The 20,036-nt window shown below is 52.8% G+C and carries 19 protein-coding genes; 5 read left to right on the top strand and 14 right to left on the bottom strand.

Annotated features, from left to right (window positions below):
* Positions 1-61: 61 nt before the first annotated feature.
* The 3 genes from TALK_RS13860 to nadB all read right to left on the bottom strand — a co-directional run bounded on the left by TALK_RS13860 (position 62) and on the right by nadB (position 3,539).
* A complete protein-coding gene (locus tag TALK_RS13860) occupies positions 62-1,147 on the bottom strand; it encodes a sensor domain-containing diguanylate cyclase (protein WP_085619729.1) in 1,086 nt (361 codons plus the stop codon).
* A 157-nt stretch (positions 1,148-1,304) separates the two neighbouring features.
* Positions 1,305-1,754: an MOSC domain-containing protein gene (locus TALK_RS13855; RefSeq protein ID WP_085619728.1), complete on the bottom strand. Its 450-nt coding sequence runs from the start codon at positions 1,752-1,754 to the stop codon at positions 1,305-1,307.
* 78 nt (positions 1,755-1,832) lie between these two features.
* Positions 1,833-3,539 (bottom strand): L-aspartate oxidase, encoded by a 1,707-nt coding sequence (nadB, locus tag TALK_RS13850; protein WP_245829909.1) that lies wholly within the window; start codon positions 3,537-3,539, stop codon positions 1,833-1,835.
* Positions 3,540-3,705: 166 nt separating this feature from the next.
* Here nadB and TALK_RS13845 point away from each other — a divergent pair, with 166 nt between their 5' ends.
* Positions 3,706-4,116, top strand: a complete 411-nt coding sequence (locus tag TALK_RS13845; RefSeq protein WP_245829907.1) for a GFA family protein — start codon at positions 3,706-3,708, stop codon at positions 4,114-4,116.
* An 18-nt stretch (positions 4,117-4,134) separates the two neighbouring features.
* Here the strand turns inward: TALK_RS13845 and TALK_RS13840 are convergent, their stop codons facing one another.
* From TALK_RS13840 to TALK_RS13795, 10 genes are all read right to left on the bottom strand, one after another.
* On the bottom strand, positions 4,135-5,121 hold the full coding sequence (locus TALK_RS13840; RefSeq protein ID WP_085619727.1) for an SAM-dependent methyltransferase: 987 nt from the start codon (positions 5,119-5,121) through the stop codon (positions 4,135-4,137).
* A 79-nt stretch (positions 5,122-5,200) separates the two neighbouring features.
* Positions 5,201-5,956: a carbonic anhydrase gene (locus tag TALK_RS13835; protein ID WP_085619726.1), complete on the bottom strand. Its 756-nt coding sequence runs from the start codon at positions 5,954-5,956 to the stop codon at positions 5,201-5,203.
* 235 nt (positions 5,957-6,191) lie between these two features.
* The gene (locus tag TALK_RS13830) at positions 6,192-7,493 is read right to left on the bottom strand and encodes an esterase-like activity of phytase family protein (RefSeq protein ID WP_085619874.1); all 1,302 of its coding nucleotides are present in this window, start codon (positions 7,491-7,493) and stop codon (positions 6,192-6,194) included.
* Between the two features lie 201 nt (positions 7,494-7,694).
* Complete coding sequence (locus tag TALK_RS13825; RefSeq protein ID WP_085619725.1) at positions 7,695-8,297, bottom strand: flavin reductase family protein; 603 nt, start codon at positions 8,295-8,297, stop codon at positions 7,695-7,697.
* 80 nt (positions 8,298-8,377) lie between these two features.
* Positions 8,378-9,199, bottom strand: a complete 822-nt coding sequence (locus TALK_RS13820) for a hypothetical protein (protein ID WP_085619724.1) — start codon at positions 9,197-9,199, stop codon at positions 8,378-8,380.
* Positions 9,200-9,302: 103 nt separating this feature from the next.
* Positions 9,303-10,598, bottom strand: a complete 1,296-nt coding sequence (locus TALK_RS13815) for an amidohydrolase family protein (RefSeq protein WP_085619723.1) — start codon at positions 10,596-10,598, stop codon at positions 9,303-9,305.
* Positions 10,599-10,669: 71 nt separating this feature from the next.
* The gene (locus tag TALK_RS13810; protein WP_085619722.1) at positions 10,670-11,611 is read right to left on the bottom strand and encodes an ABC transporter permease; all 942 of its coding nucleotides are present in this window, start codon (positions 11,609-11,611) and stop codon (positions 10,670-10,672) included.
* Positions 11,612-11,622: 11 nt separating this feature from the next.
* A complete protein-coding gene (locus tag TALK_RS13805; RefSeq protein ID WP_085619721.1) occupies positions 11,623-12,693 on the bottom strand; it encodes an ABC transporter permease in 1,071 nt (356 codons plus the stop codon).
* Positions 12,690-14,291 carry an ABC transporter ATP-binding protein gene (locus tag TALK_RS13800; RefSeq protein WP_085619720.1) on the bottom strand — a complete coding sequence of 534 codons (1,602 nt, stop codon included), beginning with the start codon at positions 14,289-14,291 and terminating at the stop codon, positions 12,690-12,692. Before TALK_RS13800 ends, TALK_RS13805 begins: the two co-directional genes overlap by 4 nt.
* Before the next feature lie 115 nt (positions 14,292-14,406).
* Positions 14,407-15,417: a BMP family protein gene (locus TALK_RS13795; protein WP_085619719.1), complete on the bottom strand. Its 1,011-nt coding sequence runs from the start codon at positions 15,415-15,417 to the stop codon at positions 14,407-14,409.
* Positions 15,418-15,892: 475 nt separating this feature from the next.
* On the opposite strand from TALK_RS13795, the gene TALK_RS13790 reads away from it, so the two are divergent.
* Positions 15,893-16,993, top strand: a complete 1,101-nt coding sequence (locus TALK_RS13790) for a site-specific DNA-methyltransferase (protein ID WP_139833835.1) — start codon at positions 15,893-15,895, stop codon at positions 16,991-16,993.
* 152 nt (positions 16,994-17,145) lie between these two features.
* Positions 17,146-17,355: a hypothetical protein gene (locus TALK_RS13785; RefSeq protein WP_085619717.1), complete on the top strand. Its 210-nt coding sequence runs from the start codon at positions 17,146-17,148 to the stop codon at positions 17,353-17,355.
* Positions 17,356-17,441: 86 nt separating this feature from the next.
* Here TALK_RS13785 and mutY read toward each other — a convergent pair whose 3' ends face one another.
* Positions 17,442-18,512: an A/G-specific adenine glycosylase gene (gene mutY, locus TALK_RS13780; RefSeq protein ID WP_139833834.1), complete on the bottom strand. Its 1,071-nt coding sequence runs from the start codon at positions 18,510-18,512 to the stop codon at positions 17,442-17,444.
* Between the two features lie 69 nt (positions 18,513-18,581).
* On the opposite strand from mutY, the gene TALK_RS13775 reads away from it, so the two are divergent.
* Together TALK_RS13775 and TALK_RS13770 are read left to right on the top strand one after the other, a co-directional pair.
* Positions 18,582-19,205, top strand: a complete 624-nt coding sequence (locus tag TALK_RS13775) for a DUF721 domain-containing protein (RefSeq protein ID WP_085619716.1) — start codon at positions 18,582-18,584, stop codon at positions 19,203-19,205.
* 211 nt (positions 19,206-19,416) lie between these two features.
* Positions 19,417-20,013, top strand: coding sequence for a thioredoxin domain-containing protein (locus TALK_RS13770; RefSeq protein WP_085619715.1), 597 nt, complete (start codon positions 19,417-19,419; stop codon positions 20,011-20,013).
* Positions 20,014-20,036 lie beyond the last annotated feature (23 nt).

Genomic DNA, 20,036 nt, shown 5'->3' with positions numbered 1-20,036 from the left:
ATCCTGCCATAAACCGACGGTACGGCAGATAACCGTGCCGTCCGCGGTGCGGAAGGTTTTTTTAACCGCTTAGTCCGTCAAGATTGCCAAATGTATCAAGTGCCTTGTATCGAACGGTGTCGCGACCACTTTCCTTGGCATCATAAAGGGCTTCGTCGGCAACCCGCAGCACATCAAGCGGTTCATGCAAGTCGGTTGTCTCATTCGAAATCCATGTTGCTCCGACGCTGACCGTGATTGGCACGGAGTTTCCATCGGGACCGGTTACGTGGCATTGGTCCCGCACCGCATTACACAGTTTGTAACCCAAATACATGGTTTGTTCGAGCCGAAGACCCGGCAAGATACAAACGAATTCTTCGCCCCCGAAGCGCCCGACAATATCATGGTCACGCAGGCTGGATGACATGATGGCGGCGATATCCTGAATGACCTTGTCGCCGACCAGATGCCCATAGGTATCGTTGACCTGTTTGAAATGGTCGATATCAAGCATGAAAACACCGGCCGATCCGTTTTTGATCCGGGCGGCGGTCATTTCACGCGAAAGAAGTTCCTGAAGTCCACGTCGGTTCCAAACGCCGGTCAGGCTATCGATCATCATATCGCGATGGGCGGCATCCAGATCGGCAAGCAACTGTTTCTGGTTGCGTTCCGTATAACGCAAGGCAAGAACTGTTTCGACCCAATGCGCAAGGTCTTTCAGGGTCTCGATCTCGCTGTCGGAGAACTCACGTGTTTTTGTGTCGATAATGCACAAAGTGCCGAGTTTAAAGCCTTTTGAATTCGATAGAGGAACACCGGCATATGCGCGGATATGCGGGGCCCCCTTAACCAGAGGATTATCGCTGAATCGGTCGTCTGTTTGTGCATTGCCGATGACAAGTGGTGCATCATGCATGATGGCGTGACCGCAGAAGGAAATGTCACGTGGTGTTTCGGGAACTGCCAGATTAACGCGTGATTTGAAAAACTGTCGGTCATTGTCGAGCAATGATATCGCAACGATCTCGGTGCCAAAAATCCGTTCGCAAAGTCGTGTGATTCGGTCCAATTCCGGGTCGCGTGGGGTCGATAAAATCCCCATGCTTTCGAGCGATTCCTGCCGTTCTTCTTCGTTTTCTGGAATCGGTGCAGTTTTCAACATTGATCTCCCACGGCAGGATGAATATTTTTAATGAAACTTGGTATCAGCCTGACATTCGTCCCTGATACGGGGCATCAGTGCAAGCCTCATCGCAAATCGTCTGTGTGATTTCTGTCTTTTTTAGGTGGGAAGCCGGGGCTGAATTTCCAGATGTCTATCAGTCAGGTCCGAGCAAAATCACCGGATCATTAATTCGAATGGTGCCGGGTTGAATGGTTCTGCAAGTTGCCCCGCCCCGCCAATCAGGCCGCAGGGCTTTTTCGAGGCCGGCAGCGGCTTCTTCCATACGGCGGCACGGATCGGTTTCACCAGTGATTTCGACAATCAGATTGCCGATCCGGATTTGGGTGCCCGGCATCTGGGGAATTTCAATGCCCTGAACCAAAATATTGGCGCGACGCGTCGTCCATGGCAAATCTGCGCGATCAATTTCCGCACAGGCCGCCTGCCAGTCTTCCATGGTCATTATGGTAATCTGACGTTTGCGCAGTTTGCCGCGACAATCACCATCAATACCGTGCGTCAGGCTGACATCAACAGTGTCGAGTATTTCCATTGGCGCACGCGAGCGGGCCTTGCGGGCGATACCGATCAGGGTGGCTGTCATGCTAAACTCATCGGGTTTATCGGATTTGTACTTTGGTGCTGTCGGGCATTATCTGGCAGGGTTCAGTCGATTTCCGCATCAGGTTTTCCATTGGCCCGATACGACCCAGCGCCCGGCGAAGTTTTCCGGTACCAGAATGGTTTGGCGCGGAGTGGCGCTGTCATCGCGTTCTGGATAGTCGGTGGTATAATGCAGACCGCGGCTTTCGTGACGCCACAGGGCGGATTGAATGATCAGCTTGGCGACGACCGACAGGTTGCGCAGTTCCAGTAAATCGTTGGTCACACGGAAATTGCCATAATATTCGTCGATTTCCGATAGCAGCAGATCAATGCGATGCTGGGCACGTTGCAAACGCTTGGTCGTGCGGACGATGCCGACAAAGTCCCACATGACATTGCGCAGTTGTTCCCAGTTATGGGCGACAATGACTTCTTCGTCGGAATCGGTAATGCCGGTTTCATCCCAGTCAGGGAGGTCCTTGAACCGGTCATCAACCGGAAGTGCTTCAACAATATCGCGTGCGGCGGCCTCGCCAAATACCAAGCATTCCAAAAGCGAATTGGATGCCAGCCGGTTGGCCCCGTGCAAACCGGTTCCAGCACATTCGCCAATGGCATAAAGCCCGGTCAAATCGGTACGACCACGCAGATCGGTCAGAACCCCGCCACAGGTATAATGGGCGGCTGGAACAACCGGGATTGGTTGTTTGGTCATATCGATGCCATAGGTCAGGCAGGTTTCATAGACCGTCGGGAAATGCTCGCGGATGAAATCCGCGCCTTTATGCGTGATATCAAGATAGACGCAATCCGCACCAAGGCGTTTCATTTCATGGTCAATTGCGCGGGCAACAATATCGCGCGGGGCCAGTTCGCCGCGTTCGTCAAACCGGTCCATGAAACGCGTCCCATCGGCCAGCAATAGTTTGCCGCCCTCGCCGCGCACGGCCTCAGTAATCAAAAATGATTTGGCCTGTGGATGATAAAGACAGGTCGGGTGGAACTGGCTGAATTCCATATTCATCACCCGGCACCCCGCGCGCCATGCCATGGCAATGCCATCACCGGTCGATCCATCAGGGTTGGACGTAAAGCGGTACACCTTGCTGGCACCCCCGGTGGCAAGAACCACGGTGCGGGCGTTAAAGGATCGCACCTGCCCGGTTGTCAGTTCAAGTGCATAGGCCCCGATGCAGCGGCGGCCTTCACCGCCGAGCTTACGATCCGTTACCAGATCGATGGCCAGGTAATCTTCAAAAATTTTGATATTGGGGTGTTTCGCCGCCTCGCTTTGCAGGGTGGTCTGAACAGCACGCCCTGTGGCATCTGCTGCATGGACGATACGGCGGTGGCTATGTCCGCCTTCACGCGTCAGATGAAACGGCTGGTCATTGCCGCCCTCGGGATCACGGGTCAGTTGAATGCCAAGCTCGTCCAGCCATTTGATGGCATTGGGCGCATTGCGCGCCACAAATTCCACAGTATCACGTTTGCAAAGTCCGGCACCGGCAACCAATGTATCTTCGACGTGGTTTTCAATGCTGTCGGCTGCGTCAAGCACGGCGGCTATCCCGCCTTGCGCCCAGTTGGTTGAACCGTCATCAATTTTGCCCTTGGACAGGACGGCAACACGAACATGTGGGGCAAGTTTGAGTGCCGTGGACAAACCGGCAGCACCGCTGCCGATGACAAGTACATCATAATGGAAGGACAGATCGGTCATGATATCCCATCGCTTGTGAGGCAAGGCGGCGGATGGCATCTGGCGCGGTGGCGTCATCATCCGGGGCCCCAACAGAAGCCGCAGAATAGGACTGCTTTTGGTTAAGCTCAAACATTATTCGTCGTAATTTTGCCTGCAACTTCATTGATATTGTGGCAAGTCTGCTTGCGCGACGTATTATTTTGTTCTGATACTGAGCAATGAAATCTGGCTCGAAGGGGAAAATATGATGCGGACTGAGACATCATTGGGCAATGTTCACACTGGCGGCTGCCACTGCGGCGAAGTGCGATATGAAGTTTGCGGGGAATTGCATGATGCGGTTATCTGTCACTGCAATCTTTGTCGCAAACTGCACGGCCATGTCAGTTCTTATGCCCGAATTGGTAAGGATGCGTTGCATCTGATCCGTGACGAAGGGTTGCGATGGTATCGGCTTTCCGATCAGACTGATCGCGGATTTTGCAAAGAATGCGGATCGTCGCTGTTCTGGCGCCCGGTTCGCTCCGAAGAAGTCGCGATCACACCGGGCACACTTGACGGTGCAACCGGGATTGCAACGTCGGGCCAGATTTTCTGCGCGGACAAGGGGGATTATTACCCGATTGATCCGGCGATCAAGGTGTTGGACTGCTGATGTGATTTCAGCGGCGGATTAATCCTGATCGGTAACGCCGGGTACTTTCATCCAGGTCAGTTCGTGCTTGTTGTTATACAAATGCACGACTTTTGATCCGGGAATATCAGCGAACTGAGTAATGGCGGCATAATCAGTGTCACCTTGCAGTTTGATCGTGCAGATGAAATTGGTCGCCATACCGGCATCCATCCAATGATTGACCAATTGATACAACCGATCCGGATAGCAGATCACATCCGAGCACAGCCAATCGATATAGCCAACTTCATCAGGATTAAGGCCAAAGGCACTTTCCTGACGGAAATCGACTCGCGGCAAGGTGGCAATCTTGGCATCAAGACGGGCTTTGTCGATGCTGATCACATCTGTGCCAAATTCATGCAGCACCCATGTCCAGCCGCCCGGACTTCCGCCCAAATCCATGGTGCGGTCGCCAACTTGTGGCCCAACGCCCAGGCGGGTGAAGGCTTCCCACAGTTTCAGATAGGCGCGGTTTGGCGGGGTGGTTTTGTCTTCTTCAAACTCGATCTCGCCATGTTTCCATGGGCTGGAACAATCCATCGATGCGATGATGGTATCGGGATCGATCAGTGTCCACGATCCCAGTGGCGCGGTCGGTGCGGGGTCACCAAAAATCTGACGTTTTGCCGAAACATGCGGCAAATTGGCTTCGATCAGCTTGGCACGGGAAAAATGATCAAATTTGAACATCGCCCAGTTACGCTGATTGAATTTCAGGATTTTGGCCGCACCCTTGATCGACGGGATGGCAAGGCGGATCGGATTTCGCCAGACATTCTGCGCCCAAAAGACGCGGCGTTCCGGACCCGGCGCAAACATCAACCGGTCATGGCTTTCGATCACGTCGCCAAGTTCGGCGCGCAACTGATCTTCAAAGCCGACCGGTGCCAGATAACCGGTAGCATCCATTGGTTCGATGACGGCGGTGATGCCATAGGGGATATCGAATGTATTGATATCTTGATCTGTGTTTTGTTTCATAGGGCTGCTTTTACCGCGCTTTGTCAGCCGGTAAAAGCAGCAAATTGATGATGCAAGGACAAGCTGGTTGAATTCAGATTTATTGCAGGATCGGACGGGCAAATACGCTTTGTACCGGGCGATTGTTCGGTCCGTGCTGAGTACCGGTAAATGCCTTTAGCTGGGCATCTGATATCGTCTGTGGCTGTTTTTGAACAAGCCAGGTGACACCTTCGCTACAGGGTGGCGTCGTCAGCGATCCGTTGAAACGATAATAATCGCGGTCTTCGGATAATACGCTGGCGATATTGGTATTGTTCGGCGTGGCTTTGCTATCACCGGCCATGTGCGGCATGTTTGTCCAAAATGATGCCAATGCCGTATTTTCAGTTCCGATGTCATACATGATCGCAACAACGGCAAGGTTTTTGTCTTTATCGGCGTGAACCAAATGGGCTTCAAGTGCAAAGGATTTACCGTCGATATGGTTCTCGCTTGGTGCATGGAAATGCATCTGGATCAGATCAAACCGATGGTTATCCAAGTTGATATAGGCGCCTGAGTTCAGGTTAATCTGAACTGTATGGCCATTATTGACGATATCCTTTGCGGTGACGTCATAATGAAACTCAATCGGGGATAAATCCGCTTCGATGCGATTTGTCAGGTTGATCGGGCTTTGGTTCTTGCCTGTTCCGCAAATCTGATTGGCGGGATCCAAGGTTGACCAGTGGCTTGGCGCACCAGCACCGTCATAGCCCCATTTTGAATGGGATTGTTCTGCGGTTACGGCGTAAGAACTTGTTAGCAAAATTGAAAAGGCAAACAAGCTGGCCGGGATAACTGTTTTTTTCATGCGGAGGTCCTGTCCAATACGAGGGTGCGATGCCATGGTATTGAAAGAATATAATTGTTCTTTCAGGTGCTAATATTATTCCGCTTTTTGAAAATAACACCCCTTGAGGTTGATTTATTAAAAATAAATATTCGCCAATGGTGTGGCGTCCGCACAATAAAAAAGCGGTCATTTGGGCGTAAAAAAGGGCAAGCAACGAAGGTTACTTGCCCGAAAATCTTCAAGATAAGAACGACTAGAATTTGTCAGCCTGGACCAGACCATCAATCAGCAGGACCTTGGTTGCATCACCTTTGATGCCAAAGTCATTGTCATTGATCATGGCAAGTGCGCCATCACCCATGATGGCAAGACCTTCGATCTTGTTCGGGGCCATCGGGTAATCGGCACTATCGAAACGAAGGGTCTTGGAAACGGCCTTCAGATCGATTTTTTCAAGGTTATTTTCCTGTTCCAGCGATGGGCTGGTGGACATATCGTCCCAGCGCGATGCCAGAATATTTGATGCACCACCCAGTTTGATTTCATGGAGCTTGGTGGTCTTGTCCGTGCGTTCAAGCACCAAAAGGCGGTCATCGCCAAGGCCAAGAACCTCGGAAATGCGGGGAGCGTTCTGTTTTTTCGATGGATCGTTGCGGAAGGTCTGCGGATCATCAAGCTGATAGATATATTCGCCGGTCAGTTTGCTGTTTGCGCGGTCATATACGAACAGACGGGTGTTTTTTGCTTTTTTATAGGTATCAGCATCCGGGTTCGACAACGGGTTCTGAACCATGAAATAGAGTTTACTTTCATCGGGCGATACCGCCATCGATTCAATGCCGCGATTTGTCTGGCGTTTTACCAAAATGGCCGGAAGACCACCGGTAACTTTATAGGCAGCACCTTTAAAATCATCTTCTGAGCCGGCCGGAACAATACGTTCATTAACTGTGCCATCGGCTGAAACATGCAGGATCGAAGGTGCGTTTTCTTCGCCGATCCAATAAGAACCATCATTCAGGCGGATAATGCCTTCGGCATCAATTGCCGAAACAGATTGCGCCAATGCATTGCCATTGGCATCAACCGGCTTTTCGGTTTTGGCAACGGTCAGTTTGTTGGTCAAACCGGTCAGCGGCACACCGTTCTGATCTTTAAGGGTGATGACATCCTTGATATCAAAGCTGCCGTCATCTTTCAGGAAGATGGTGTAGATCGATGGGGAATAATCCGGGGTCGGATAAACGCGGACTTTTTCACCCTTGCAAACCACATCGGCTGAAACACCCAGAACGGTTTCAACATCACCGCAAACGAAGTTCGGCCCACGGTCGGAAACCGCATAAAACATGTTGGCCGGATCGATCGGGCGGCGATAGGCACCTGAACCAAGGCCAACGGTCAAATCGCGGGCTTTGCCGCCATCCACCATGACAGTCGACAGATTGTTAATCGCACTTTTGGTTTCAAAAACCTTGGCCGCGCCCGCCATCGCTGTTGTCGCAAGAAGCATGGCCGCAATACCGGCAAAACCGGCTGCAATCGTTCGTTTCATGGTGTGATCCCCCATCGTGTAACACATACGAAGAAACGCCCGAACCCTGCGAAGCATCGGTTCAGGCGCAAATGATGAGGCTCACATTAGAATTTTAGTGTGACAGTTTGTTTGCGATTGGGGGGCGTTTCCGTGAAACAACGCGCAAGTCGTAATTGGCCAGACGAGTGCAATGCTGCCAGATGGTCGCAAGGCAGGCGGTTACCAGAAATCCTCGCGGCGGACGGTAAAGGTTTCGGTAACACTGGCATATTCGTGATAGCCAAGCCGGGCGAGGGGTTCGAACAGGGTAACATCGACCTTGCCATCGCGAATGATCGCATCATCGATATGTAATCCCGTAACCGTTCCGATCACCATGCCGTTTGGCCGTTCAGGATTGCCACCGGGCAGGTCAACAATCTGAAATACTTTGCATTCGATATGGATCGGTACGCCCTTGATGCGGTGTGCACGCACGGTTTGTGCCGGTTCTTTGGTAAGTCCGGCATGGTCAAACTCGTCCTCGTGCGGCGGTAATGGGGCGGAGCATAAATTGATTTCGCGCAGCATCGCACGCGGTGCAACCGCGGCAATGAATTCGCCGGTTTCGCGTGCATTGGCCAGACTATCTATTGATCCGCCGGATGAAAACATCACCATCGGCGGATTGCCGTTAACCGCGTTGAAAAACGAATAAGGTGCCAAGTTCGGCCGGCCCTGTTTATCAACCGTTGAAATCCAGCCAATCGGGCGTGGTACCACACAGGCCTTGAACGGATCATGCGGCAGGTTGTGGGGTGTTTTACCGGGTTCATAGAACATGTCTGATCCTTGTGATGATGTTTGTCACAAGGCTAGGCAGGGTGTGGGGCCGTGGCAAGCGGCGAGTTTTGCTGTTTTGGTTATTTCGGGTCTGTCTTTTTGCCGGTAATGCGATCGGAAATCTGGATGGCAAGTTGTTCAAACGCGGCATAAACCGGTTTGATGCCAAGGCCGGCAACAAAGGCAATGACAGCCACAGATGCATTGGCAAAATTGCCCGCACCATCGCCAAGTGACGGGATTAATTCAACGATAATCAGACCGAACATTGCGCCCAGAAAGACACGTGTGCTGTAACCCGATAGTCGGAACCGGGAATAGGTTTCGTTGTTTCGGGCATCTGTTGTACGTTTTAGCACGTAAACGGTTGTCCCGATTGCCCCCCATCCCATCGGGATCAGATATTGATCAATGGCACAAAGCCATATCCATCCTGCTGGATCATTTGTCCCATCGGCGGTGCAACCGGCATGGGTCGATAAAATGATGATCAGGAACAGAGCGACCAGAATGATAAATCCCATGACCAATGGCAGGTTATAGGGTTCAAAGAAGCGCAGAAACCAACGTTTCGCTTTGCTTTTATGGGTCTGCTTTCCCTCATCCTTTACTCTGGTCTGTGCGCTTTCCCAAATGGTCAGCCCGTTCAGGTTTTTTTCGGGAAAAATGAAAGCCGTCGTTTCCTGATACGTGCTGCGAAGGTCTTGTTCCAGTTTCGGGTCGACACTTCCCGCTGTTTGGGCATCGGCGATCAGGGCCAATAATCGTTTGTATATTTCTGCGCGGTTTGCGGCTTCGGTTGGTACGGCACTCAGCACATAGCCGTGCCGTCCAATATAATCGGCCAGACATTCCGCCTGGGTCAGAAGGCTCGGATATTCTTTCAAACCAAGTGCAGACATAATTCGTCCTCCCCCCGCTGTCAAAATAACGTCCTAGGGTTGCGTTATTTTAAGTATAACGCAACCCTTAATCAGGAAAGAGGAAGGGCAAGGTTACTTTGGTTCAGGATGCCTGTGCGGGCGCGTATTCATGTTCGCGCAGATGTTCCGGGCGGTCCGACAGATGCAGGCGGGACTGGATCATTGGTGTTTCGGCAACGATACTGCCGCGCCGGATAACGTAAAGCCGGTTGGCCCGCATACGGATGGCCTCGATCGTATCGCGGGCCTGCAAGACAACGAAATCGGCATTATGGCCAATTTCAATTCCGTAACCGTCAAGGCCCATGATCTTGGCCGGTTGATGTGTTACCGCATCAAAACAGGCGCGGATATCATCACGTGATGTCATTTGCGCCACATGAAGCCCCATCGATGCGACTTCCAGCATATCGCCCGATCCCATCGAATACCACGGGTCCATGACGCAATCATGGCCAAATGCCACGGTTAATCCGGCCTTGCGCAATTCTGGTACACGGGTCATGCCGCGCCGTTTGGGATAGGTATCGTGACGCCCCTGAAGCGTGATGTTGATCAGCGGGTTGGCAATCGCGCTGACCTCGGCCTCGGCCATCAGGGCGATCAGTTTTGACACGTAATAATTATCCATCGAATGCATCGATGTCAGGTGTGATCCGGCAACCCGCCGCTGAAGCCCAAGGCGCTGCGTCTCATAGGACAGCATTTCAATATGACGTGACAGTGGATCATCGGTTTCGTCGCAATGCATGTCGACCATCAGGCCCCGATTGGCGGCCATTTCGCAAAGTTCGGTGATGCTTTGTGCACCATCCGCCATGGTGCGTTCGAAATGCGGGATGCCGCCAACAACATCGACACCCTTGTCCAATGCGCGAATAACATTTTGTTTGGCAGTCGGGCTGCGCAGATAACCATCCTGCGGAAAGGCCACCAGTTGCAGGTCAATATAGGGTGCGACCTGTTTTTTGACCTCTAGCAGTGCATCAACCGCCAGCAACCGATCATCGCAAATGTCAACATGGCTTCGGATCGCCAGCAGGCCTTTGGATACCGCCAGATCGCAATATTTAAGGGCGCGTTCGATCACCGCGTCGATGGTCAGTGATGGTTTAAGTTCGCCCCAAAGCGCGATGCCTTCCAAAAGCGTGCCCGATTCATTCATTCGTGGCAGGCCAAGCGACAGCGTCGCATCCATATGGAAATGGCAATCGACAAAAGGCGGGCTGACCAGCATGTCGTCGCAATCAATTTCCTCGGCGGCCAAAATGGCAAGTTGCGGACCGATGTCGATGATCTTGCCATGCTTGCACGCGATATCAATACCGGTGCGGCCATCGGGAAGGTTGGCATTTTTAAGGATCAGATCGGCTTGCATGGTCGCATCCTTCGAAGTGCTATGTTCTAATCATCAGACGATTTAAATGACGGCTTGAATGACCCTGAAAATCAACGCTGTCCCTTGAACCATGGCACCAGCAATGCCTTGGGATAATCGGCTTTGCGCGCCACAATGATCAGGGCGGCAATCGACAGCAAATAGGGCATCATCAAAAAGACCTGTGATGGCAGAAATGCGCCAACTTCGGTCTGCAAACGGACCTGAAATGCATCAAACGCGCCAAATAGCAATGCCCCCAGCAATGCCTTGCCCGGTCGCCAGCTTGCAAACACCGTAAGCGCAATGCAAACCCAGCCACGGCCATTAATCATACCAAAGAAAAATGCGTCAAAAGCCGACATGGTCAGGAACGCCCCGCCAACTGCCATTAAAGCCGAACCGGCAACCACGGCCCCAATGCGAAGGGCGTAAACTGAAAGTCCCTGTGCCTCGACCGCAGATGGGTTATCGCCAACTGCCCGGATCGCAAGGCCAAGCGGCGTGCGATACAAAACCCAGCCGGTGACAAACACCATGACAAGGGCAAGCATGGTCAGGGCCGTTTGTGAAAACAGCGCCGGGCCAATAAACGGCAAGTCCGACAGGATTGGAATATCCAGCGGCTGGAACGGGATGATGCGCGGCGGCGAGGTGACATCGGGCAATGCCGTGCGATAGGTGAAATAGGACAGGCTGGTCGCCAGCAATGTGACGCCAATCCCCGATACATGCTGTGACAGGCCAAGCGGCACGGTCAGGATTGCATGGATCAGGCCAAAAAATCCCCCGGCAAGGGCGGCAACCAGAACGCCCCCCCATAAACCGGCACCCAACCAAACTGCCATCCATCCGGCCATGGCACCTGCGGTAAAGATGCCTTCGATGCCAAGGTTAAGCACCCCGGCGCGTTCACAAATCAATGCACCCAGCACCCCAAAAATCAACGGGGTGGCGATGCGAAGGGCGGCGGCCCAGAAATTTGCGGTTAAAAGGATATCGATAATTTCCATTGTTTGTTCCCTTAACCGGCTGATTTCTGGCGGCCGAAATGAATTTTAAACCGGGTCAGGAACCCGCCAATCAAAACGCACAGCAGCGACATGGCAACAATCAAATCGGCCAGATAGTTTGAAACGCCTATCGCGCGGCTCATGGAATCTGCGCCAACAAAAACCGATGCCACGAACAATGCTGATATAATAACACCAATCGGTGACAGCCGGGCCAGCATGGCAACCACAATCCCGGCATACCCATATCCCGGTGACAGATCCGTTGCCAGATACCCTCGTGTTCCAGCCACTTCGGAAACACCGGCAAGACCGGCCAAGCCGCCTGATAACATCGCCACCAGAACCATGGTTTTGGTTACGGATATGCCGGAAAATTTTGCGGCGGCGGCATTTTCACCTACCGCACGGATTTCAAATCCCCAGACGGTGCGTTTGACGAAAATCGCCAGTGCAAAGGCGCTGATCAGGGCAATGATCAGCCCCAGATGAACCCGCATCCGTTCCAAAAGCGGTGGCAAAATGGCACTATCAATGATCGGTTCGGATTGTGGCCAGCCCATCGACATCGGGTCTTTAAGTGCGCCTTCAAGCATCATCTGCACAAACAGCAGGACGATGAAATTCAGCAACAAGGTGGTGACGACTTCGTCCACGCCCAGCCGGGTTTTCATTATTATCGGGCCGATCAGCATCATCGCCCCGGCGGCTGCCCCGGCAAGCATGATGACCGGGATCATGATATAGCTGGGGGCGTCAATCACACCGGACCCAACGGCAACGGCGGCCATCGCCCCCATGTAAAGCTGCCCCTCGGCGCCGATATTCCAAAGTTTGGCCCGAAAGGCAATGGCAGCGGCCAGGCCGGTCAGGATCAGTGGCGTGGCACGGGTCAGCATTTCCGAGATTGAAAACAGCGACCCAAAGGCACCGCTGATCATAAGGCCATAGGCCGGAAGGATCGGTGCCCCGGCAAGGCTCAGCGGGATGGCTGCCAGAATGATTGCAAACGCCGCTGCCATGACGGGGACACCATAGACCAGAAAGGCAGACGGGTTGGTGCGGGGTTCAAACCGGATCATGCCGGGCCTCCTGCAGCGCGGGTATCCGCATTGTGTTCATTCTTTTTTTGACCAGCCATCATCAGGCCCAGTTCGGATCGATCAATATCACCGGCTGCAATTACGGGTGAAACATGACCGGCATGGATTACGGCGATCTGGTCTGACAGGGTCAGCAATTCATCAAGATCCTCGGATATCAGGATCACTGCCGCACCGCCTTCGCGGGCTTCAAGCAAGCGTCGGTGAACTTCGGATTGTGCGCCAACATCAAGGCCGCGTGACGGCTGATTGGCAAGGATCAGCTTGGGTGATTTTTCCAGCACACGGGCAAGGATCAATTTCTGGATATTACCACCTGACAGCAAGCGCGCCGGAGCATCTGGGCCGGGGCAACGGACATCGTAATCGGCAATTGCATGTTCGGCACGTTTGCGGATGGCGTCGAAATCAAGGAAGCCAAATTTTTGATAGTCGCGCGATCTGACGTCTTCGATGGCAATGTTTTCCGCCACGGTCATTGATCCGATCATGCCATCGTGATGGCGATCTTCGGGGATGCGGGCGATGCCGTTTTGCGCGAATTGATGGGCATCGAATTTCGTGACGGGTTCACCGAAAATTTCGACTGTGCCGCTATCGGGGCGATCAAGCCCGGCGATTAATTGCGCCAAGGCAGCCTGCCCGTTGCCTGATACACCGGCAATGCCCAGAATTTCGCCTTCACGGGCCAGCAGGCTAACATTATGCAGTGACCGGCGTGCATCCCCGCGATCAATCGTGATGTTGTGCAGTGAAATGACCTCTGCGCCGGGGGTGCGTTCACGGCGCTTGCTAATCGGCACGTCGCGGCCAACCATCAGTTCGGCGATGGACCGTCGATCAGCTTGATCGGTGGTCATTTCACCGACTTTTTTGCCGCCGCGCAGGATGGCAATACGATGCGAAACGGCCAAGACTTCAGCCAGTTTGTGGGCGATGATGATCACCGCAAGACCGGTCGCGGCAAGCTTTCGAAGGATTGCAAACAGGCTGTCTGCTTCCTGTGGTGTTAAAACCGCCGTTGGTTCATCAAGAACCAGTAAACGGGCATCACGATACAGGGCTTTGAGGATTTCAACGCGCTGTTTTTCGCCAACAGTCAGCTTATGAACCGGCTGATTAAGATCGACATTAAGCCCCGATCCCGACATCAGATGATCAAGCTTGGCGCGTGCCTTTGTCCGGTCGCGGCGCAGCCGGAAAATCGGTTCGGTGCCAAGGACGATGTTATCCAGTCCGGTCAGGTTTTCAGCCAGTGTGAAATGCTGATGGACCATGCCGATCCCGGCATCAAGGGCGGCCTGCGGCGCGCCGGGTTCAAGCGTGGCGAGGATGTTATCATCCGCACCCGCGACCATCACGGCCCCCTCGTCGGCGACATAATGGCCAAACAGAATATTCATCAATGTGGTTTTGCCCGCACCGTTTTCGCCAAGCAGGGCGACGATTTCACCCCGGTGGACATCAAGGTCGATGGCGTCATTGGCAATCAGGGGGCCGAATCTTTTGGTAATTGCGGCTAGTTTAAGCAGCAATTGCGGGGACGTTTCCGTAGATGGGGTGGCAGCAGATGACATCCGGCAAATCCGTTAGTTTTTATGCGTCACGCTGTGGATAGTGGTGGGGTTACCCCCTAAAAACGAAAGGCAGCCCGATGTTTAAACCGGACTGCCTTTAATTTGGAAAGAAATCTTACATAGAAGATTTCGGTTCTTCGTCATTCACCGTCACGGTGAATTTGCCATCAAGGATTTCAGCCTGTTTTGCGTCGACCTCGGCAATGGTGCCTTCTGGCAGAAGGGCGGCGTCAAGAACGACGGTACCACCACCCGGTGCCATATAGCTGTACTGGCCGTAATCTTCGGCTTTGAAGGTGCCGGCTTTGACCGCTTCGATTGCGTGATCAATGGTTGGTTCCATGTGCCACAGGGCCGAACCCAGAATGGTCCCCGGATAGTCAGCAGCCGTATCGATTACGTTGCCAACGGCCAGAACGCCGCGTTCTTTGGCGGCATCCGAAACGCCGAAACGTTCGGCATACATGATATCAGCGCCCTTATCGATCATGGCAAAAGCAGATTCTTTGGCCTTGGGCGGATCATACCAGCTGTTGATGAAGGCCACGGTGAAGGTCACATCGGGATTAACCGATTTGGCACCTTCCATGAAGGCATTCATCAGACGGTTGACTTCGGGGATGGCAAAACCGCCAACCATACCGATCTTGTTGGATTTGGTGGCTTTGCCAGCAGCGATACCGACAAGGTAGCTGGGTTCATGAATGAAGTTATCAAATACCGAGAAATTGTCGCTTTCCGGGCCGAAGCTTGACCCCATCAGAAACGCGGTTTCCGGATATTGGGCGGCAACTTTGCGTGCCGCACGTTCGACACCGAAAACTTCGCCGACGATTAGGTTGGAACCATTTTCCGCATATTCACGCATGACGCGTTCATAATCGGTATTGGCGACGTTTTCGGAAAATTCATAAGCAATATCGCCACGTTCTTGGGCGGCATTCAGCGCTTTGTGGATACGCGAAACCCACTGCTGTTCGACCGGAACGGTAAAGATCGCCGAAACTTTGATCGGGTCTGCCTTTGCCAGCGTCGGTGCGCCAAGACCAAAGGATACCACCGCGGCTGCTGCGGCCATTGCTGACAGCATTGCGCGACGGGAAAGACGGAAAGTACCAAGCTTCATGATGTCCCCCTGCAGGATATTATCAATCGTTGAATTTCTAATTTCTGCGTATTCGGTGTGCAGATTGTATACGTGATCAGAAGAAGGGCAAATACAGAAGTTGTCCAAACGGTCAATTTGCCGTTTTCGGTTAAATGGTTGTGATAAAATTCACATTAGGATGTCGTAAACTGCGTGGGAATACGGATAGGTGGGTGGCGACGTCTCGTGGCGATTTTGAAAAATTCCTTTTGGAAACCTCGGTCTGACCAGATTGAAATCCTCGAGTCCAAAGGGGCGTTCAAGGATTTTGGACAGGCGGGTTTGGTGACGAAAATCTTCCGGTTTTTGAGGCCAACCCGTTAAGATTGTCTAAACAACTGAAACTACTTTTAAAATGCTGCGACTCCGAGGAAAATTTCGGAGTCGGTTAATCCTTTCATTAACTTTTGCGGCGATGCTTTCCTCAAGAAATATGGGGAACCTGGAACGCATCATGACAAAGAATACATCCTTACCGCTTGATCAGGTTATGGTCGGGGACTGCATTGAACTGATGAACAGCTTGCCGGAAAAGTCAGTTGATCTGATTTTCGCCGATCCGCCCTATAACCTGCAACTGGGTGGTGATTTGCTGCGCCCTAATAATTCCAAGGTCGACGCAGTTGACGATCACTGGGACCAGTTTGACAGTTTCCGTCATTATGATGATTTTACCCGTGACTGGCTGACAGCCGCGCGTCGCGTCCTTAAGGATACCGGTGCGATTTGGGTGATCGGATCGTATCACAACATTTACCGTGTCGGCACGGTGATGCAGGATATCGGGTATTGGATCCTGAACGACATTGTTTGGCGCAAGACCAACCCGATGCCGAATTTCCGTGGCAAACGTTTCTGCAATGCGCATGAAACCTTGCTGTGGTGTTCAAAGAATTCCGAGCAAAAGGCCATAACCTTCAACTACGAAGCGATGAAGCAGCTCAACGAAGGGCTGCAGATGCGTTCCGATTGGTTGATGCCGATTTGTTCGGGTTCTGAACGGTTGAAGAATGAAAAGGGCAAAAAGGTCCATCCGACCCAGAAGCCCGAAGCCCTTTTGCAGCGGATATTGCTGGCAACTACCCGTCAGGGTGATGTGGTGCTTGATCCGTTCTTTGGGACAGGGACAACCGGTGCTGCGGCGCGGCGTTTGGGGCGTCACTTCATCGGGCTGGAGCGCGAAGAAGATTACGCCAAGGCTGCCAAAGACCGAATTTCCAAGGTTCAGATGCTTGACGGTGACAGTCTTGAGACGACCGAGTCGAAGCGTTCACTGCCGCGTATTCCATTCGGGGCAGTCATCGAACGTGGTCTTCTGGCACCGGGTGACAAGATTTATGACAACCGTGGAAATGTTGCCGCAATGGTGCGTGCCGACGGGTCGATCAGTCACAAGGACAATGCCGGTTCTATCCATCAGATCGGCGCCCATGTTCAGGGCGCACAGGCTTGTAATGGCTGGACTTATTGGCATTACAAGTGCGATGGGAGATTGGTTGTGATCGACAATTTGCGCAGCCAGTTGCGCAAGGAATTGGGACAGGTTCCTGCCTGATTTGTCGCAGTAAAATATGCCTGTGTGGACTTTTGTGAACATGATTTTGAAGGCCGGGATGGTTGCAAAACCTTCCGGCCTTTTGCATTGTTGCGTGTTTGTTGTTATATGTATGTATCGTTTATTATCCATAAGGATAGATGGAGAGTCCCATGCAGGTAGGCGCAACAGGTAGTGCCGCATATGCCCCGAACCCGCTTCAGATCCAGCAGGCAGCTGCGCCGATCGCGGAAACGGGTGGTAACGATCTTCAATCGCCGCCGACCCAGCGGGTCGAGCAGTCGGCGAGTGCTGATACCTCGCAACCGGCATCCCCGCCGAGCGGTTCAGGCCGCGGGCAGATTATTGATATCTACGCCTGATTTGGTGAAATACAGTTTTTAAAAGGCCCGCGCCAAACTGGCAGCGGGCCTTTTTTGTGTTTCTGAGCAAATGTCAGGATCCCAGATCAGCGATATTTCAATGCGTGGCGGACGATCTTTTTCATCAGGGTCGGCAGGGCAAAATCCGACAATCCGTCAATTGTTGTCCAACTGCCATCAAGTTTTTCGCATTCCGTGGTGGTAAGTTCGGTTGCCAGTACCGTCACATCGAGATGGAAATGCGTAAAGGTATGGCCGACCGTGCCGTCAAGTTCGGTCCATTTCGCCTTGATCGGGGCCTCGGACAGCATCACATCATCCGGGGCATCAATCGTGCGCCAGTCGCTTCCGGGGACTTCGTATAATCCGCCGAGTAACCCTTTTTCCGGGCGACGACGCACAAGGATCTTGCCGTCATCGCGGCGGATCCAGAAGGCATAGCCAACCCGCGTCGGTTTGGCGGGTTTTTTGCGTTTTTTCGGAAGGTCCGGGGCAAGTCCTGATTTGCGGCCGTCACAGGGCGTTTGCCAGGGGCAAATACCACAGGCGGGATTGCGCGGGGTGCATATGGTGGCCCCCAAATCCATTAATGCCTGAGCATAATCGCCGGGCCGATCGGACGGGGTCAGGGCAGCGGACTTTTGCTTGATTTCGGGTTTTACATCCGGCAAAGGCGTTTCCAGCGCGAACAGACGCGAAATGACCCGTTCGATATTGCCATCGACCGGGCTTGAATGCCGGTTAAAGGCAATCGCGGCAACGGCGGCGGCGGTATAGGGGCCGATGCCGGGCAGTTTTAACAAGCCATCCTCGGTGTCGGGAAAAATACCGTTATATTCGGCGGCGACGACCTTGGCGCATTTATGCAGGTTGCGCGCACGGGCATAATATCCCAAGCCTTGCCAGGCATGCAGAACATCGTCGAGTTCGGCCTTGGCAAGCGCGGTTACCGTTGGCCAGCGTTGCAGGAATGCTGCAAAATAGGGACCAACCGTGATCACGGTGGTTTGTTGCAACATGATTTCGCTAAGCCAGACACGATATGGATCGGGCGTTTCGCCCGGTTCCGCCCGCCAGGGCAGGGTGCGATGATGGCGATCGTACCAGTCCAGCATGGTCCGGCCGAGATGATGAATTTCGTCAGTGGTGAAATGCACGGCGATCCCGTGTTATGTTGCGGGTATGAAAACGGGTATTATTGATCAGACCCTACGAAAGAAGTCGGCGTGAGCAAGCAAAAAGATATGACCAATACGTCGTCACATAGCACGCCAGATCAGCGTGCGGATATGGTTGCGGCCAAAAATTCGGTCAAAAAAAAGCAGAAAATCACCCCGATGGGGAGTTCGGAACGCCGCATGGGCCTGCGTAATATCGCGGCGATGGTCGGCAATCTGACGCGTCCGCTGGTGCGCAAACGCGGTTTTTTTCAGGCGGAAATTATTCTGCATTGGGCAGAAATCGTTGGTCGTGACCTTGAACAATATACAATTCCCGTCAAATACAGCCCGCCGCGTGGGGAAAATGCCGGGGGCGGAACCCTTGTTATTCGGGTGAGTGGGCCGGTGGCGATTGAATTGCAACACCGCATGCCGCAAATCATTGATCGGGTGAATACTTATTTTGGATATCGCGCGGTTGAGCGCATCAAAATGATGCAGGGGGACATTTCCCGCCCGGAACGCACGGTGAAACGACCGGAAAATGTACCCGAAGGCCCGATCCGTGAAACCAGCGTCATCGATATCGAAAAAATTGAAGACCCGCATCTGCGCGAAGTTTTGACCCGTTTGGGGCGACATATTTCCGGTGATATGCATGCGCGCGGGCAACCGGGGCGCAAGAAATAGCAGGTGGTGTGTGCCGGAATGGCATATGTGCCTTTGGTCATGTCGGGGTGGGATTGGTCGAATCATTTTTACATAATGTGTGATCATGGAGTTGCCGCATTTCAGAACGATCTTGGCGACTCGTTGGCTCATTAGCGCTTTTGGGGGGCGTGTTGACTCCCGCGCTGCAACAGGCTTGTAATCATAAATTATTGTTTTAACGGAGGTTTCCTTGCTGAAGGCAGTTAAGTTTTTTACGGTCGCAATCGCATTTGCGATCAGTGTTGTCGGGGCGCAGCAAGCCAAGGCTGTAGAATACAAGGAACATGTGCTTGGCAATCCGGATGCGCCGGTGACGATCATTGAGTATGCGTCGCTGACCTGCCCGCATTGTGCCGCGTTCCATAATGAAACCTTTCCGGAAATCAAAAAGTCGTTGATTGATACCGGGAAGGCAAAAATGATTTTCCGCGATTATCCGCTTGATGGTGTTGCTGTGCGTGCCGCCGCTGTGGCGCAGTGCGCTGGTGATGATCGTTATTTCGGTGTGTTGGGCATGTTGTTCAAATCGCAGCTGACCTGGGCACGTGCCAGTGACCCGATTGAAGGCATTAAACAGGTTGTGCGTTTTGCCGGTATGGACGGGGCGGCTGTTGATGCCTGCATGGCGGATGAAGCCCTGATTAACGGGATCGTTGCGTCGCGCATGCGTGGTGAACAGGAATTCAAGGTCAATTCAACGCCGAGCTTTGTTATTGGCGATGAAACCTTTGCTGGTTCACGCGAATTGAAGTTCTTCGAAGACAAGGTCGAAGAACTGACCGATTGATAAAATTTATGTTGCCGGATGCG

The organism is Thalassospira alkalitolerans (assembly GCF_002115745.1).
Lineage (GTDB): Bacteria > Pseudomonadota > Alphaproteobacteria > Rhodospirillales > Thalassospiraceae > Thalassospira > Thalassospira alkalitolerans.
This window is presented reverse-complemented; position numbering and strand designations above follow the sequence as displayed.